The organism is Jatrophihabitans sp., from assembly GCF_036388195.1.
GTDB lineage: Bacteria > Actinomycetota > Actinomycetes > Mycobacteriales > Jatrophihabitantaceae > Jatrophihabitans_A.
Genome location: NZ_DASVSG010000001.1, coordinates 1 through 15,178 on the forward strand (window position 1 = coordinate 1; position 15,178 = coordinate 15,178).

General features: G+C 72.2%; 14 protein-coding genes and 1 pseudogene. 10 read left to right on the top strand and 5 right to left on the bottom strand.

Annotation, left to right across the window (positions count from 1 at the left end):
• Together VF612_RS00005 and VF612_RS00010 are read right to left on the bottom strand one after the other, a co-directional pair.
• Positions 1-237, bottom strand: a pseudogene (locus tag VF612_RS00005) (nitrite/sulfite reductase); the annotation flags it as partial.
• Positions 238-296: 59 nt separating this feature from the next.
• Entirely contained in the window at positions 297-386 is a 90-nt protein-coding gene (locus VF612_RS00010; protein ID WP_408657791.1) for a putative leader peptide, read from the bottom strand.
• A gap of 143 nt (positions 387-529) precedes the next feature.
• Between VF612_RS00010 and VF612_RS00015 the strand changes: the two genes are divergently transcribed.
• From VF612_RS00015 to VF612_RS00050, 8 genes are all read left to right on the top strand, one after another.
• On the top strand, positions 530-1,600 hold the full coding sequence (locus VF612_RS00015; protein ID WP_408657792.1) for a pyridoxal-phosphate dependent enzyme: 1,071 nt from the start codon (positions 530-532) through the stop codon (positions 1,598-1,600).
• Positions 1,597-2,856 (top strand): hydantoinase/carbamoylase family amidase, encoded by a 1,260-nt coding sequence (locus VF612_RS00020; protein ID WP_408657793.1) that lies wholly within the window; start codon positions 1,597-1,599, stop codon positions 2,854-2,856. Before VF612_RS00015 ends, VF612_RS00020 begins: the two co-directional genes overlap by 4 nt.
• Entirely contained in the window at positions 2,849-4,012 is a 1,164-nt protein-coding gene (locus VF612_RS00025) for a M20/M25/M40 family metallo-hydrolase (RefSeq protein ID WP_408657794.1), read from the top strand. Before VF612_RS00020 ends, VF612_RS00025 begins: the two co-directional genes overlap by 8 nt.
• 121 nt (positions 4,013-4,133) lie before the next feature.
• A complete protein-coding gene (gene cobA / locus VF612_RS00030) occupies positions 4,134-5,327 on the top strand; it encodes a uroporphyrinogen-III C-methyltransferase (RefSeq protein ID WP_408657795.1) in 1,194 nt (397 codons plus the stop codon).
• A gap of 158 nt (positions 5,328-5,485) precedes the next feature.
• Positions 5,486-5,887, top strand: coding sequence for an SAV_6107 family HEPN domain-containing protein (locus tag VF612_RS00035; protein WP_408657796.1), 402 nt, complete (start codon positions 5,486-5,488; stop codon positions 5,885-5,887).
• A 29-nt stretch (positions 5,888-5,916) separates the two neighbouring features.
• Entirely contained in the window at positions 5,917-6,681 is a 765-nt protein-coding gene (locus VF612_RS00040; protein WP_408657797.1) for a methyltransferase domain-containing protein, read from the top strand.
• Between the two features lie 14 nt (positions 6,682-6,695).
• Positions 6,696-8,000, top strand: coding sequence for a DNA polymerase IV (gene dinB / locus VF612_RS00045; RefSeq protein ID WP_408657798.1), 1,305 nt, complete (start codon positions 6,696-6,698; stop codon positions 7,998-8,000).
• 159 nt (positions 8,001-8,159) lie between these two features.
• The gene (locus VF612_RS00050; protein ID WP_408657799.1) at positions 8,160-8,543 is read left to right on the top strand and encodes a DUF3040 domain-containing protein; all 384 of its coding nucleotides are present in this window, start codon (positions 8,160-8,162) and stop codon (positions 8,541-8,543) included.
• A gap of 202 nt (positions 8,544-8,745) precedes the next feature.
• On the opposite strand, the gene VF612_RS00055 is transcribed toward VF612_RS00050, so the two are convergent.
• From VF612_RS00055 to VF612_RS00065, 3 genes are read right to left on the bottom strand one after another with little or no spacing between them, the layout of a single operon-like run.
• Entirely contained in the window at positions 8,746-11,040 is a 2,295-nt protein-coding gene (locus VF612_RS00055) for a transglutaminaseTgpA domain-containing protein (protein ID WP_408657800.1), read from the bottom strand.
• Positions 11,037-12,347, bottom strand: a complete 1,311-nt coding sequence (locus tag VF612_RS00060) for a DUF58 domain-containing protein (RefSeq protein WP_408657801.1) — start codon at positions 12,345-12,347, stop codon at positions 11,037-11,039. The genes VF612_RS00055 and VF612_RS00060 overlap by 4 nt, the downstream gene beginning before the upstream one ends.
• Before the next feature lie 9 nt (positions 12,348-12,356).
• On the bottom strand, positions 12,357-13,331 hold the full coding sequence (locus tag VF612_RS00065) for an AAA family ATPase (RefSeq protein ID WP_408657804.1): 975 nt from the start codon (positions 13,329-13,331) through the stop codon (positions 12,357-12,359).
• A 545-nt stretch (positions 13,332-13,876) separates the two neighbouring features.
• Here VF612_RS00065 and mraZ point away from each other — a divergent pair.
• Positions 13,877-14,305 (top strand): division/cell wall cluster transcriptional repressor MraZ, encoded by a 429-nt coding sequence (gene mraZ, locus VF612_RS00070; RefSeq protein ID WP_408657802.1) that lies wholly within the window; start codon positions 13,877-13,879, stop codon positions 14,303-14,305.
• 206 nt (positions 14,306-14,511) lie between these two features.
• Positions 14,512-15,178 (top strand): 16S rRNA (cytosine(1402)-N(4))-methyltransferase RsmH (gene rsmH / locus VF612_RS00075; protein ID WP_408657803.1); only part of this gene is annotated, 667 nt, incomplete at its 3' end.

The following is a 15,178-nucleotide window of genomic DNA, read 5'->3' on the forward strand; positions in this document are numbered from 1 at the left end:
CAGGCTGGCGGTCCGCCCGCCGGGAATCCCCTGGGCCCGCTGGGTGTAGAGGCCGTACCAGCGGAACCGGCCGCGCAGGTCACCGGGATCGATGCCGTCGAAGCCGGTGTGCTGGTAGATGTCGATGATCCGCTGCTTGACCAGCAGACCGTCGTTGTCGCGCTTGGTGCGCTCATTGGGGTTCAGGGGCTCGCGATAGCCCAGCGCCCACTGACCTTGCCCTTTGCCTGCCGCCATTGCCGGCCGCATCCCTTCAAGATTGCCCGCTATGGGCTAGAAATCTGGCGAAGGGAAGATCAACAGACCGCGCCGGCCACCCGAAGCAGATCGATGTGGCGGCGCGAGGTCAGGAGCAGGTTCCGGCGCACTCGTCCATGGTTACACATCCGCGCGCCAGAGGAAAAACGCTGCGCCAGGCAGCGCGATAAGCGGGAGCCGGCGGAGTCGCGGACGCTGTGCGGCCATCACCGTCAAGCGGCCCAGGCCGGGTCACTGGACCGGGCCTGACGTTGCCCCTACGTTGTCAGCCATGACCGCGCTGCACTCCTCGACCTGGACCGCCCCGCACCCGGCGCGGAGCTGGCGTGCCCCGGCGCCCGGCAGCAACCCGGCCGAGTTCCACCGGTCCCTGCCCGGCTACCGGCCCAGCCCCCTCGTCGAGGCGCCGGGGCTGGCAGTCGAGCTGGCGGTCGGCCGGGTGCTGGTGAAGGACGAGTCGGACCGGTTCGGGCTGCCCGCGTTCAAGATCCTGGGCGCGTCCTGGGCCATCGAGAGCGCGCTGTCCGGCGGCGCCGGCGACGTGACGACGCTGGTGGCCGCCACCGACGGCAACCACGGCCGGGCGGTGGCCTGGGTGGCGGCGCAGCGAGGGCTGGCCGCGCGGATCTTCGTCCCGGCCGGCGTCCATCCGGCAGCGGTCGCCGCCATAGAAGCCGAAGGCGCAACCGTGACAACAGTCGAGGATTCCTACGATGCTGCCGTCGCCGCGGCCATCGCGGACGTCGAGCGCACCGGCGGGCTGCTGGTGCAGGACACCGCGTGGCCCGGCTACGAGCAGCTGCCGGCCTGGATCGTCGAGGGCTACCGCACCATGTTCGTCGAGATCGACGAGCAGCTGGGCGCGACGCCTCTCGACCTGCTGGTCGTCCCGGTCGGTGTCGGCTCGCTGGCGCAGGCCGCGATCGGCCACTACCGGCGACCCGGGATCGGGCACCCACCGGCGTTGCTGTCCGTGGAGCCGGATGGCGCTGCCTGCGCGCTGCAAAGCCTGCAGCAGGACGAGCTGGTCAGTGTCGCCACCGCGCCGTCCATCATGACCGGGCTGTGCTGCGAAACCCCCTCCGCTGCCGCCTGGCCCTACCTGCGACAGGGTCTGGACGCCGCCGTGGCCGTGAGCGACGCAGAGGCTGCCGCCGCCGTGGGCGACCTGGCTGCCGCCGGAGTGCCCAGCGGCCCGTGCGGCGCGGCCACCCTGGCAGCGGCGCGGCTCGTCCTCGCCGACCCCGATCTTCGCCGTTCCCTGGGAGTGGACGAGGAATCCACCGTGGTGCTGCTCTCCACCGAGAGCAGCACCGCCAACCCCAGCGCGAGCGCTCCATGACCACTGGGCCGATCACCGTCGACGGCCGGCGGCTGTGGGAGTCGCTGATGGAGCTGGCCGAGATCGGCGCGTATTCCGACGCGAGGACCGGCCTGCGCGGCGTCAACCGGCTGGCCCTCACCGACGCCGACGCCGAGGGCCGCCGGCTGGTGATCGGCTGGCTGCGCGAGGCCGGGATGAGCGTCCGGATCGACCCGATGGGCAACATCATCGCCCGCCGGGAGGGCGCCGACGCCACGGCCGCTCCGGTCGTGACCGGCTCCCACCTGGACAGCGTCGCCACCGCCGGCGCCTTCGACGGCTGCCTCGGCGTGCTCGGCGGCCTGGAGGTGGTCCGCACCCTCAACGAGCGCCGCATCAGCACGCGGCGGCCGGTGGAGGTGGTGGTCTTCACCGAGGAGGAAGGCGTCCGGTTCGGCACCGACATGCTGGGCAGCGCCGTCGCGGCCGGTCGAATCCCTCTTCAGGACGCGCACGATCTGATCGATCGCGATGGGTGCACCGTCGGCGGGGAGTTGCGGCGCACCGGGTTCGCCGGCGAGGGGGCGGCTTGCTTCTCCCCGCCGCACGCCTACGTCGAATGCCACATCGAGCAGGGGCCGGTGCTGGCCCATGCCGGGCTGACCGTCGGCGTCGTCACCGGCGTGCAGGGCATCTCCTGGCAGGAGATCACCATTCACGGCCGCGCCGCGCACGCCGGCACCACTCCCACCGAGCTGCGGGCCGACGCGGGCATCGCGGCCGCGCGGATCGTCTTGCACCTGCGGGAGATGGTCGATTCCGGCCGCTACGGCGCGCTGCGGGCGACCGTCGGCCACCTCGCCGTGCATCCCGACCTGACCAACATCGTGCCGGCCCGCGCCGAGCTGACCGTCGATCTGCGCAATCCCGACGACGAGCAGATGGCCCGGGCCGAGGCCGATCTCGCCGGCTACCTGGCCGAACTCGAGGGCCAGCCCGGGATCACCCTCAGCACCCGCCGGATGGCCAGGACCAGTTACGTGCCCTTCGACGCCGGCATCCAGAAGGCCATCGCTGCCGCTGCCGACGACCACGGGCTGGCGCACCTGTCGCTGCTGTCCGGCGCCGGCCACGACGCCCAGGAGATGGCCGCGATCTGCCCGACCGCGATGATCTTCGTCCGCGGCGAGTACGACGGCATCAGCCATAACCCGCGCGAGTACTCCACGCCCGAGGCGTGCGCGCGGGGCATCGACGTGCTGGCCACCACCCTGGTGCGGCTGGCCGATGAGTGACCCGGCTGCCCAGGACGTCCTTGCCCTCACAGCCGATCTGGTCGGCATCGACTCGGTCAACCCGAGCCTGCAGCCCGGCGCGGCCGGTGAGCACGCCATCGCCGACTACGTCCGCGACTGGGCCGAAGGCTGCGGCCTGGACGTCCGGACGGTCCTCGGCCCGGACGGACGGCCCAGCGTGATCGTGCGTGGCGGCCGCGGGGACGGTGGCCGGACCCTGCTGCTGTGCGGGCACCTCGACACCGTCGACCACGGCGCCATGCGCGCGCCGCTGGCCGCCACGGTCGACGGCGGCCGCCTGTACGGGCGGGGCAGCTACGACATGAAGGCCGGGCTGGCCGCCGCGCTGGTGGCCTGCCGGGATGCCGCCGCGGCCGGGATCGGCGGCCGGGTCATCGTCGCGGCCGTCGCCGACGAGGAGCATTCCAGCACCGGGATCCAGGCCGTCCTGCCGCACCTCACCGGCGATGGCGCCGTGGTCGACGCAGCCGTGGTGACCGAACCCACCGAGCTCGATGTCGCCGTCGCGCACAAGGGATTCGTCTGGACCGAGATCGAGGTGATCGGCCGGGCCGCCCACGGTTCCCGTCCCCACCTCGGCATCAACGCGATCACCCACGCGGGCGGGATCCTCGCCGCCGTCCACCGGCTCGACGAAACGCTGGCGGCCCGAGCCCCACACCCGCTGCTCGGCCAGAGCACGGTGCACGCGTCCCTGATCAGCGGCGGCAGCGGCGAGTCGACCGTTCCGGAGCTCTGCACGCTCACCCTGGAGCGCCGCACGCTGCCCGGGCAGTCGGTGGCCGAGGTCGAGGCGGACATCGCCGGCCTGCTCGACGGGTGCCGCCGGAGCCAGCCCGGCCTCAACGCCCGGGCCCGGACCGTCCTGGCCCGGGACGCCCTGGAGACCTCGGCCGCCGAACCGATCGTCGCGATGATGCTGGACGCCGCCACCCGGTGCGACGGCCGGCCACGGACGCCCACCGGGCTGAGCTACTGGGCGGACTCGGCGTTTCTCGCCGCCGCCGGGATTCCCACCGTCCTGTTCGGCCCGAGGGGCGACGGCGCCCATGCCGAGATCGAATGGGTCGACCTGGACAGCGTGGCCAGCTGCGCCCGGGCGCTCACCACCCTGGCGTGCGAGTTCGCGGCCTGATCTCCAGCCGTTCGCCGTATCTCCAGCCGTTCGCCGTATCTCCAGCTGTTCGCCGTATCTCCAGCCGTTCGCCGGCCGACTCGATTACCGGCCTGCCCGGCCGGCGGGGGAGACTGCTCCGGTGACCGGCCTGCCCATCCTCCTGGACCTGCTCGGCCGCCGGGTGGTGATCGTCGGGGGCGGCGCGGTGGCGACCCGGCGCGCCCGGACGTTCACCGAGGCGGGCGCGGAGGTGGTGGTGATCGCCCCCGAGGTCGCGCCGGAGCTCGCCGGCGCCCCGGTCGAGCTGCTGCGCCGGCGCTACCAGCCCGGTGACCTGGCCGAGGCCTGGCTGGCGGTCACGGCCACCGATGACCCGGCGGTCCACGCGGCGGTCGCCGAGGAGGCCGCGGCGGGCCGGATCTTCTGCGTCCGGGCCGACACCGCCGCCGCGGGCACCGCCCGGGTGCCGGCGATCCTGCGCAGCGGCGAGCTGACCGTGTCGGTGAACGCCGGCGACGACCCGCGGCGGGCAGCCGGGCTGCGCGATCTGATCGCCTCGGCGCTGCAGACCGGCGAGCTGGCCAGCCGCCCGGTCCGTCCGGCCAGCACCGGCAGCGTCGCGCTGGTCGGCGGCGGGCCGGGGGATCCGGAGCTGATCACCGTCCGGGGACGGCGGCTGCTGCTGGAGGCCGACGTGGTGGTCACCGACCGGCTGGCGCCCCGGTCGCTGTTGCAGGCGCTCGACCCCGATGTCGAGATCATCGACTGCGGCAAGTCCGCGCACCGGCACAACCTGACCCAGGACGAGATCAACGCGGTCATCGTCGACCGCGCCCAGCGGGGCAAGCGGGTGGTCCGGCTCAAGGGCGGGGACCCGTTCGTCTTCGGCCGTGGCGGTGAGGAGGTGGCGGCCTGCGTCGCCGCCGGGATCGCCGTCCAGGTGGTGCCCGGCATCACGTCGGCGATCGCCGCGCCGGCCGCTGCCGGCATTCCGGTGACCCACCGTGGCCTGGCCGCCGACTTCGCGGTGGTGTCGGGCCATCGCGATCCGGGGCGGGCCGAGGCCGGCTGGAACTGGCCGGAGCTGGCGGTCGGGCCGGCCACCCTGGTGGTGCTGATGGGCATGGAGAGCCTGGGCGCCATCGCCGCGGAGCTGATCGAGCACGGCCGGCCGGCCGATACCCCGGCCGCGGCCATCCACCGCGCCACCCTGCCCGATCAGCGGGTGGTGCGCTCGACGCTGGCCGGGCTGGCTGCGGAGGTCAAGCGGGCCGGCGTGGGCGCCCCGTCGGTGGTGGTGATCGGCGCCGTCGCGGCGCTCGGCCTCGACTGAGAGTTGTTGTCGGAGCTCGTTGTCAGAGGGTGGCTCTAGCCTTCGATCATGCCCTTCCCGCGGTGCAGCCGAACGTGTCGAGCCTTGCTGGCTATTCGCCGCGACCGTGCTATTGTTCGAACATACTTTCGATTCGATGCCAGAGCGAGGAGAACGGCATGACGAGCTTGCTGCCGCCGAGCGTGGATTCCCTGCTGTCCCAGGCCAAGACGACCTGGGCCGAAGCCGTGCTGGAGACCCGGGCCACCGAGAAGTACCGCTCGGCCCACCTCGCAGCCCTGCGTGCGGCTGCTGCCGTGCTGGCGTTGCGCGCCCGGCCGGTCGCCGCCAGCCGGCGCCGCCCGACCAGCGCCTGGGTGCTGCTCGAGTCCGTGGCGCCCGAGTTGTCCGAGTGGACGGTCTACTTCGCCGACAGCGCCCGCCGCCGAGCGGCCATCGAAGCGGGGGCGACCACCGTGGTGTCGGAGCGCGACGCCGATGACCTGCTGCGGGCGGCGGGTGAATTCATCGCGATCGTCGAGCGCATGGTTGGTGTGCTCGTGCTCGGGGTCGCCAGTTGACCGGTGCGACAGCGCTAGTGTCTGTTCTTGTGGCTCACGATGCGCCAGACCAGGCAGCCGGCGGTCCCGCACCGTCCAGCCCGGATGCTGCGTGGTCTCCTCGCGGCCGCTCACCGCTGCTGTGGGCCGGCCTCCAGCGCATCCTGGCGGACGCCGGCGCCGCGCCCCAGGTGCTGGACTGCGGCGGCGGGTCCGGCAGCCTCGCGGTGCCGCTGGCCGCGCTGGGCGCGACAGTCACCGTGGTGGACGTCAGCATCGATGCGCTGGCCACCCTGATGCGCCGGGCGGCCGAAGCCGGCGTCCCCGACCGGATCACCGCCGTCCAGGGTGAGGCGGAATCGCTGGCCGAGCTGGTGGCGGCCGACGCCTTCGACCTGGTGCTCGCCCATGACGTCCTGGAGGACGTGCTGAACCCCGTCCCGGTGGTGCGCCAGATCGCCACCGCGCTGCGTCCCGGCGGCGTGCTGAGCGCCGTGGTGGCCAATCCGGTGGCCGGAGTGCTCGCCCGGGTGCTCGCCGGTGACGTGGCCGGTGCGCTCGAGACGTTCTCCCGGCCCGTTCGGCACTCCTACGACGTCGAGACGCTGGCCGGCCAGTGCCGGGCCGCCGGGCTGCAGGTCGAGACCATCGAGGGCCTGGGCGTGTTCACCGATCTGGTGCCGGGCGTCGAGCTGGAGCGCCCCGGGGTCATGGCCGCGCTGTCGGAGCTGGAGTCGGCGGTGGCCGGCCGGCCGCCCTATCGCGACATCGCCTCCCGGCTGCACGTGCAGGCGCGCCGCCCGGCAGCCGGCTAGACCGGGCGCCTGCCATGGGGCGAAGCGCGGACCTGCCCCGCGCATCGGGGGAGATCGACGGCGACGACACCGGCTGCCACGTCCTGCACGTCGACATGGACGCCTTCTTCGCCAGCGTCGAGATCAGGGCACGGCCGGAGCTGCGCGACCTGCCGGTCGTGGTCGGCGGCGCCGGCGGCCGCGGCGTGGTGATGGCCGCCTCCTACCCGGCCCGCAGGTTCGGCGTCCGCAGCGCGATGCCGATGGGGCAGGCGTTGCGGCTGTGCCCGCAACTGGTCGTGGTGGCGCCTGATCGCAAGGCCTATGCCGAGGCCTCCAGCGCGGTCATGCGCATCTTCGCCGACGTCACGCCGCTGGTGGAGCCACTGTCGCTGGACGAGGCCTTCCTGGACGTCTCGGGAGCTGTCGGGTTGTTCGGCAGGCCGGCCGAGATCGCCCGCCTGATCCGGCGCCGGGTCTTCGAAGAGCACCAGCTCACCTGCTCGGTCGGAGTCGCCCCGATCAAATCGGTCGCCAAGCTCGCCTCCGGCAGTTGCAAGCCGGACGGCCTGCGGGTGGTCAGCAGGGCCGGAGTGCTCGAATTCCTGCACCCGCTGCCGGTGACCGCGCTGTGGGGGGTGGGGCAGCGCACCGCCGAACCGCTGCGCAGGCTCGGCATCCGCACCGTGGGGGAGCTGGCGGTAACTCCGCTGGACACCTTGCGGCGGGCCGTCGGCAACGCCTCGGCCGCTCACCTGCACGCGCTGGCCAACGGCCACGACGAGCGCGCCGTCAATCCGGCCCACGTGGAGAAGTCGATCTCCACCGACCGGACGCTGGCCAGCGACCTGCTCACCGAGGCCGAGGTCTGCCGTGAGCTGCTGCGCGGCTCCGGGGAGGTTGCCGAGCGGCTGCGCCAGGCCGGCTGGGTTGCCCGCACCGTCGGCATCAAGATCAGGTTCGCCGATTTCACCACCGTCACCCGGGTGCACACCCTGCCCGAGCCGACCGATGCGGCAGCGGTGGTGTACTCCGAGACGGTGCAGCTGTACCGGTCGCTGAAGTTGGACCGACCGCGGATCAGGCTGGTGGGGGTCAAGGCCGAGAACCTGCGTCCGGCCGCCGAGGCCACCCAGCTCGCGCTGGACCTCTTCGATGACCAGAAGCCGGCCAACGGGCCCACCGACCGGGTGATCGATGCCCTGACCGCCCGGTTCGGCAGGCCGGTGGTCGGGCCGGCCTCCCTGCTGGGGCGGGACTCCGAGAGCCGGTCGGTAGGCGGATTCAACCGTTCGGTGGACCGATCGCAGCGGCTGGCAGGCCCGGCAGGTAACGAATGATCCCCGCTGGACCAGCAATCATCGCAGACAACTTTCGCACTCACATTTCGGCTCGTATGCTCGACGGTGTGTCCCTTCACCCGCCGGAGAGCACTTTCGGCGCTGAGGGACCGGCTTTGGTAATGGTTCACTACTTAGCGACAGGGATTGGAGGGCATCATGCCGCTCTCCGAGCATGAGCAGAGACTGCTCGACGAAATAGAACAAGCCCTGTACGCGGAGGATCCGAAGTTCGCGTCCTCTGTCAGGTCGGCCCGGCCGAGGAACCGCGCGCGAACCATGCTCGCGTTGTCCGTGGTGGGCGTCCTGCTCGGGCTCGCCGTGGTGTTGGTCGGCCTGACTGCCAACGTGATCTTGCTCGGCGTCCTGGGATTTGTTCTGATCGTCGGGTCGTGTGTTGCTGCCGCAAGTGCCCTGCGGGGTCCGCGGCAGAACGGAACGGCATCGCTGGCGTCTCAGGCGGGTCATTCCCGCAATGCGAAGTCGGGCAGCTTGCGCACCAAGATGGAAGACCGGATGCGCAAGCGGTTCGAGGAAAACTGACAGCTCCGCTCATCGGCCCCGGCCTGCTGACTGCTTGAACTCAGTCAGCGGACCGGGGCCGTTGAGTGCTCGGGTACTGCTGCAGGCAGCTGCGCTGTTGGGCTGACTCCTAGGAGCTGCTTTCGCAGGCTGACTCCTAGAGCTGATCCTCAAGGTCGCCTCGAAGGCCCGGAGCGCAGTCAGCGCGCAGCCAACCGAAAGGTCAGCGCCGCCAGCGCGGCTGGCCGCTGATCAGCGACCGGGGCAGCCAGCGGTGCATCAGGCTCAACCGCCGGTCGGTGCGCCGCGCCCATCGGGTCAGCGCCTGGTCCAGGGCCGCGATGGAGTCCGGCGGCACCTCATCGACCAGCTGCGCGCTGAACCGGTCGCGCTCTACCCGATCGGCCACCGCGGTCACCGCCACCCGCCCGCGCTCGTCGATGCCGTGCCGGGACAGCCAGCCGGGCACCTGGCGCACCGTGATGGTGCTGGGCCACAGCGCGTCCCGGTCGGTCGCCGTCGCCGCCAGCTCCAGCCAGAGCGGCTCGGGGTTGCCGGTCGTCCGGGCCCGTTCCAGCCGCCGCCGGCGTTGCCGTTGCCGCAGCCACTGCGGCCCGAAGATCACGGCCAGGATGAGGAGGATCGCGAGCAGCACCAGCAGCACGACCTCCACCACGACGGCGGACAGCCCGGAGCTCTGGTCGGCCTCGGATACCTGGCTCGGCTGTTCGGCGACCGACGGGCCGGCGCTGGACGGTCCCCGGTTGGCGGTCGGTTCAGCGGTCTGCTCGGCGTCCCGTGCCGGGTGGGCGGCCCAGGGCAGATCGACTGCCCGGCCGGCATCGGCGCCGGCCAGCGGGGTGGGGTCGAACGGGATCCACCCGATCGACTGGAAGTACACCTCCACCCAGGAGTGCGCATCGGAGGTGGTCACCGTGAACACCCCGTTGGTGTCGGGCTGGCGGTGGGTGTAACCCAGCACGACCCGGGTGGGCAGTCCGGCCTGGCGCATCAGCACCGCCGCGGCGGCGGCGTACTGCTGGCAGAAGCCCTGCTTCTGGTTCAGGAAGTTCTCCAGCGCGTTGCGCCCGTCGTCCGGCGGCGCGCTCAGGGAGTACTTGAATCCGTTCTTGCCGTCGGTGAAGTAGTCCGAGATCGCCTTGGCCTTCTCATAGGGACGGGCCAGGCGGCCGGTGAGCCGGTCGGTCAGCTCGGCCACCGAAGCAGGCAGGTCCTCCGGAAGCCTGAGCAGCCGCGCTTGCTCGGCTGGGTCGCCGGTCCACGCCTGGGCCGCTCTCAAGCTCGCCACCGAGGGCGTCGGCTGGGCGACCTGCTCGGAGTAGGTCATGCCGCGCTTGAGGGAGACGTTCACGACGCTGGCCGTGGCGCTGCTCCAGTCGCCGCCGTTGGTCGTCCGCAGCTCCTGCGGATTGGACAGGATCGGCAAGGTCCGGCCGCCGAGCCCCAGGATCGTGAACTGGGCGTTGTAGCGGAAGGCCGGCGCCTGGTCGGAGCGGTCCGGGTCGTGCGGAAGGACAGGGTAGGGCCGCTGACCCAGCGGCGTCAGGCCCTGGTCGATCCCGCGCCGGGAGGGCCGCCAGCCGTCGTTGGAGAACTGGTCGAGGACCTCCTGGCGGACGTAGAACGGCGTGCCGTTGGTCGCCTGCACCCGGAACAGCTGGACCGGGGTGGGACGCTGCAGCGAGCCGCGCAGCGAGGCCAGGCTGTTCAGCACGATCTGGCCGTTGCCGTTGCCGGTGCCGTTCCCGTTGTGATGGGTGGCCCTGGCGAGCACGTTCACCGACACCGACGGCAGCAACAACGGAAGGATCAGGGCCGCCACCACTCCGGTGACGGCCATCCGGCGGGCGCCACCGAGCCGGCCTGCGGAGCCGTCCACGGACGGGCCCCAGGCGCGGTCCTGCAGCCGGGTGCCCGACAGCAGGATCAGCAGGAAGCCCCCGGCCGCCGCGGCGAACCAGACCGGATGGGCCGCCTTCGCCGACGTCGCCGACGCGATCGCCAGCACCTCCAGCAGGGGCGCCGCGGCCAGCAAGGGGCGGCGCAGCATCACGGCCAGCACGTCGGTGAGCGCGACCAGCGCGACCAGCGCCGCGGCCACCAGCAGCCGCAGCGGGCCGGTGGAGGCCAGCGGGGCCCGCTCCTGCTGCATCGAGGTGTTGGCGCTGCTGAGCAGGTCGCCGATGTCGGTGAGCGACGAGGACGTCGGCAGCACCCCCAGCAGCAGGTGCTGCGGCACGAAGACCCACAGCACCATCAGCACCGAGGCCACCAGGCCGGCGATCACGTGCCACCAGCGGGGCGTCGAGCGGAGCCGGAGCAGCCCGACGACGGCCAGGTAGGGCAGCACGCACCCCACGCTCACCAGCAGCCAGGACCAGTCGGTGAAGATCGAGCGCAACGGCAGGGTGGTCAGCAGCACGCCGCCGGCGACCGTGCCGGTGGCGGCCGCCACGACCGGGTCGGGCCCGGTCGTGAACTTCGCCGGGGCGGTCATCGGGCGACGCTCGGGACGCGCGCGGACAGCAGGCTGGGCCACAGATCGGCTATGTCGTCGCCCGCCTCGGCCGGCACCACTCGCCAGCCGGCGGCCCGCAACATGTCGGCGCTGGACTGCCAGGCGGCCTCGGCCAGCAGGTCATGGCCGGGGGCATCCCAGGTCCAGGGGCGCAGCAGCACGGCCACCGCCGAGCCCGGCGTCTGCGGCCGGTGCAGCAGCCCGCTGACCGAGCTCTTCGGGGTGGCCGCGATCACGGCGAACACGGCGGCGTCGCGGCCGAGGCCGGCCAGCGCGGCGGCCAGCGGCTCGACGTCGGCGCGCAGGGCGGGGGTCACGCCGGCCAGCATGTCCAGGATCGCGCCGGGGGTGTCGTGCGCCACGTCCCCATCGCCGGTCACCACCGCGACCCGGCGGCCGCGCTCGGCCAGGTGGCAGCCGATGCTGGCCGCAGCCGAGATCGCCCATTCCAGCGCCGCGGAGTCCGGCTGGGCCGGAGCGGTCGGGTAGGCCAGCGCGCGGTGGTCCAGCAGCACCAGCGACTCACCCTGCCAGGGCCGCTCCTCCTGCCGGACCATGAACGCGCCGGAGCGAGCGGTGCTGCGCCAGTGGATCTTGCGCAGGTCATCGCCGTGGCGGTACTCGCGGACCGAGGCGTCGTCCGAGCCGCCGCTGCCCACCGAGTGGCTCAGCGTGGCGGCGCCGTCCCGCCAGGCGACCGGCAGCGTGAGGGACGCCAGCCGGACGGTCGAGGGTCGCACTATCAACTCTCCTACATCGGTGGAACGGGTGTCGGCGGTGACCAGGCCGAACGGGTCGCTGGCCATCACGGTGGTGGGACCCACGGTGTACCGGCCGCGGCGCAGCGCCGGCAGCGGATAGGCCACCGTACGCCGCTGCCGGCCGCGTACCCCGGCCACGCTGAACCGGAGCGGGCGGCCGCCGGGCACCGTCTCGGTGATCCGCAGCGGCCCGGTGCCGAAGCTGTGCGGGTTGCCGAGCACCAGCCTGACCTGCGCCTGCTCGCCTACCACGATCCGCGACGGTGTCACCGCGTGCCCGATGCGCAGGCCGGAGCGGGCCTGCCGGACCGCGAGCCAGGCCGGGATCGGCAGCACGATCAGGAGCACGCCCAGGCGCTGCAGGTCCAGCACGCCGAGGAACATCCCGGTGATCAGCGAGATGACCCCCACCGCGATGAAGGTCCGGCCGCGGCTGGACAGCGCCACCCGCTGGGTTCCGATCGAGGGCGTGTCGGTCAGCTTGGGTGCTGCTGAGGAACCGCCGAGGGTTCGAGTGCTTGGCACGCTGGCGCCCTATCCACGTGGGCTGGCTACCGGAATCGGGACCTTCGCCACGATCTCGGCCAGCAGGTCTTCGGGTGCTCGTCCGGCCACGGTGGCGGTCGCCGCCGGGATGATCCGGTGCGACAGCACCGGAACGGCCAGCTGCTGCACGTCATCGGGCAGCACGTAGTCCCGGCCGGCCAGCGCGGCCATCGCCTTGGCGGTGCGCAGCAGGTGCAGCGACGCGCGCGGCGAGGCGCCGAGCCGGATCTCGGGATGGTCGCGGGTGGACTCGGCCAGCGTGACGACGTAGTCCTTCACCGAGTCCACGACGTGCACCGTCCGGACGATCTCGATCAGGGCGCGGATCTGGGCGGCGTCCGACACCGGCTGCAGGGTCGCCAGCGGGTCGATGGTGGTCTGGTCGCTGAGCATCGCCATCTCCGCGGCGCGGTCGGGGTAGCCGAGCGAGATCTTGGCGGTGAAGCGGTCCCGCTGCGCCTCGGGCAGCGCGTAGGTGCCCTCCATCTCCACCGGGTTCTGGGTGGCCAGCACCAGGAACGGCGACTGCAGCTCGTAGCGCACCCCGTCCACGGTGACCTGGCGCTCGGCCATGCACTCCAGCAGCGCGGCCTGGGTCTTGGGGGAGGCCCGGTTGATCTCGTCGCCGAGCAGGATGTTGGCGAACACCGGTCCGGGCTTGAACTCGAAGTCGCTGGACTCGGCGTTGAAGATGCTCACGCCGGTGACGTCGCTGGGCAGCAGGTCGGGGGTGAACTGGATCCGCCGCACCGAGCAGTCGATCGACCGCGCCAGCGACTTGGCGAAGGTGGTCTTGCCGACGCCCGGCACGTCCTCGATCAGCAGGTGGCCCTCGGCCAGCAGGACGGTGACCCCCAGCCGGATGACGTCGTACTTGCCGGCGATCACCTTCTCGATGTTGCCGATGATGCGCTGGGCGACCGGGCCCACCTCGGCGAGCGTGAGCGCCGACGCAGGGTCCACCGCGCCGTTGGCGCCCGGCTGCGGGCCGTGACCGTTCTGCTGCGTGGAACCGGCCGTCAGGTGAGCGGCCTGCGCTGCTGCATGTGTCACTGCGGAAATCCGTCCTGTCAGCTGGCGATGGCCGCCGGCAGCGTCTGACTGCCCGGAGACCTTCCACGTTGTCGAGAAGCATGCATGAGTCCAGGGCCGTATGTCAGCGCTGGCCCGTCCGGCTCCAGGGTAGTTGGTTCCGCCAGGCTGGGTGAGGGTCTCGGCCGCATCCGCCTCCGGCTTAACGCGGAGCGCACCTGCAGGCTGCGTCAGCGCTGGCGACCGTGCCGAGCGGCCGAGGCGCTCCTCGTGGGGGCGGTGGGGAACTCCCTCAGGCATATATCTAGCAGCCGTTCCGGTTTGTACGGATTTCGGGGTGTGTTGCAGTCATTTTCTAGGAAACTTTCCCAGAACAGTGGTGAGCAGTGGGGTATGGTGGGCCATAGTGGGGATAGTGTTAAGCCGTTGTCTAGTCATGGGCCACATCAGGGCTGGGTCAGTCAGGGAGGTGGGCGGTGTTTCTCGGAACGCACACCCCCCGTCTGGACGACAAGGGCCGGCTTGCCCTGCCGGCGAAGTTCCGAACCGAGCTGGAAGGAGGACTGGTGATCACCAAGGGCCAGGAACGCTGCCTGTTCGTCTTCCCGATGGCCGAGTTCAGCCGGATCACCGAGCTGCTCCGCTCGGCGCCGGTCACCCAGCGCAGCGTCCGGGACTACAGCCGGGTGTTCTTCGCCAGCGCCTCGCACGAGGTGCCCGACGGCCAGGGCCGGATCACCGTTCCCGGCCAGCTGCGCGAGTACGCCGGGCTGTCCAAGGACTGCGTGGTGATCGGAGCCAACAGCCGGGTCGAGGTCTGGGACGCGGCGGCCTGGCAGAACTACCTGTCGAGCACCGAGCAGTCCTTCGCCGACGCCGAGGAGGTGCTGCCCGGCCTGCTCTAGGCCAGCCCCTGAACGACGACATCGCTCGGCGCCGACCCCGGCGCATGCGGATCGGCCTCCTCCCGCCACCGTCCGAGCCACCTGGCGCACTTCCCCGGCGCCAGGCGGAACGGGCCGGCAGGCGGGCGGGGACCCGTCGGCATGCGAGGGGCAGCCGCCGGCGCCGCACGTGAAGCGCACCACCCGAGATGTTCAGGAGTCACCGCATGGGCGAACCGGAGCCGACGGCCCCGGCTGGGCACGTCCCGGTGTTGCTGGACCGCGTGGTGGAGCTCCTCGCTCCGGCGCTGAGCCGGGCCGGCGCGGTGCTGGTCGATGCCACCCTCGGCCTCGGTGGCCACAGCGAGGCGCTGCTGCGGGCCCATCCGGGCATCACCCTGGTGGGCCTGGACCGCGACCGGCAGGCGCTGCGGCTCAGCGCCGAGCGGCTCGCGGGTTTCGCCGAGCGCACCCATCTGATCCATGCGGTCTACGACCAGCTTCCCCGGGTCCTCGACGAGCTCGGGCTCGCCCGGATCGACGCGGCGCTGTTCGACCTCGGGGTGTCCTCGATGCAGCTGGACCTGGTCGAGCGCGGCTTCTCCTACGCCCAGGACGCCCCGCTGGACATGCGGATGGACGATCAGGACCCGCTGACCGCCGAGGAGATCGTCAACAGCTATCCGGTGCCCCGGCTGGCCCGGGTGCTGCGCGAGTACGGCGAGGAGCGGTTCGCGCTGCGGATCGCCCAGGCCATCGGGCGCCGGCGCGCCGAGCACCGGCTGACCTCGACCGCGGAGCTCGCCGAGCTGGTGCGCCAGGCGATCCCGGCAGCGACCCGGCGCACCGGCGGGCATCCGGCCAAGCGCACCTTCCAGGCCCTGCGGGTCGAGG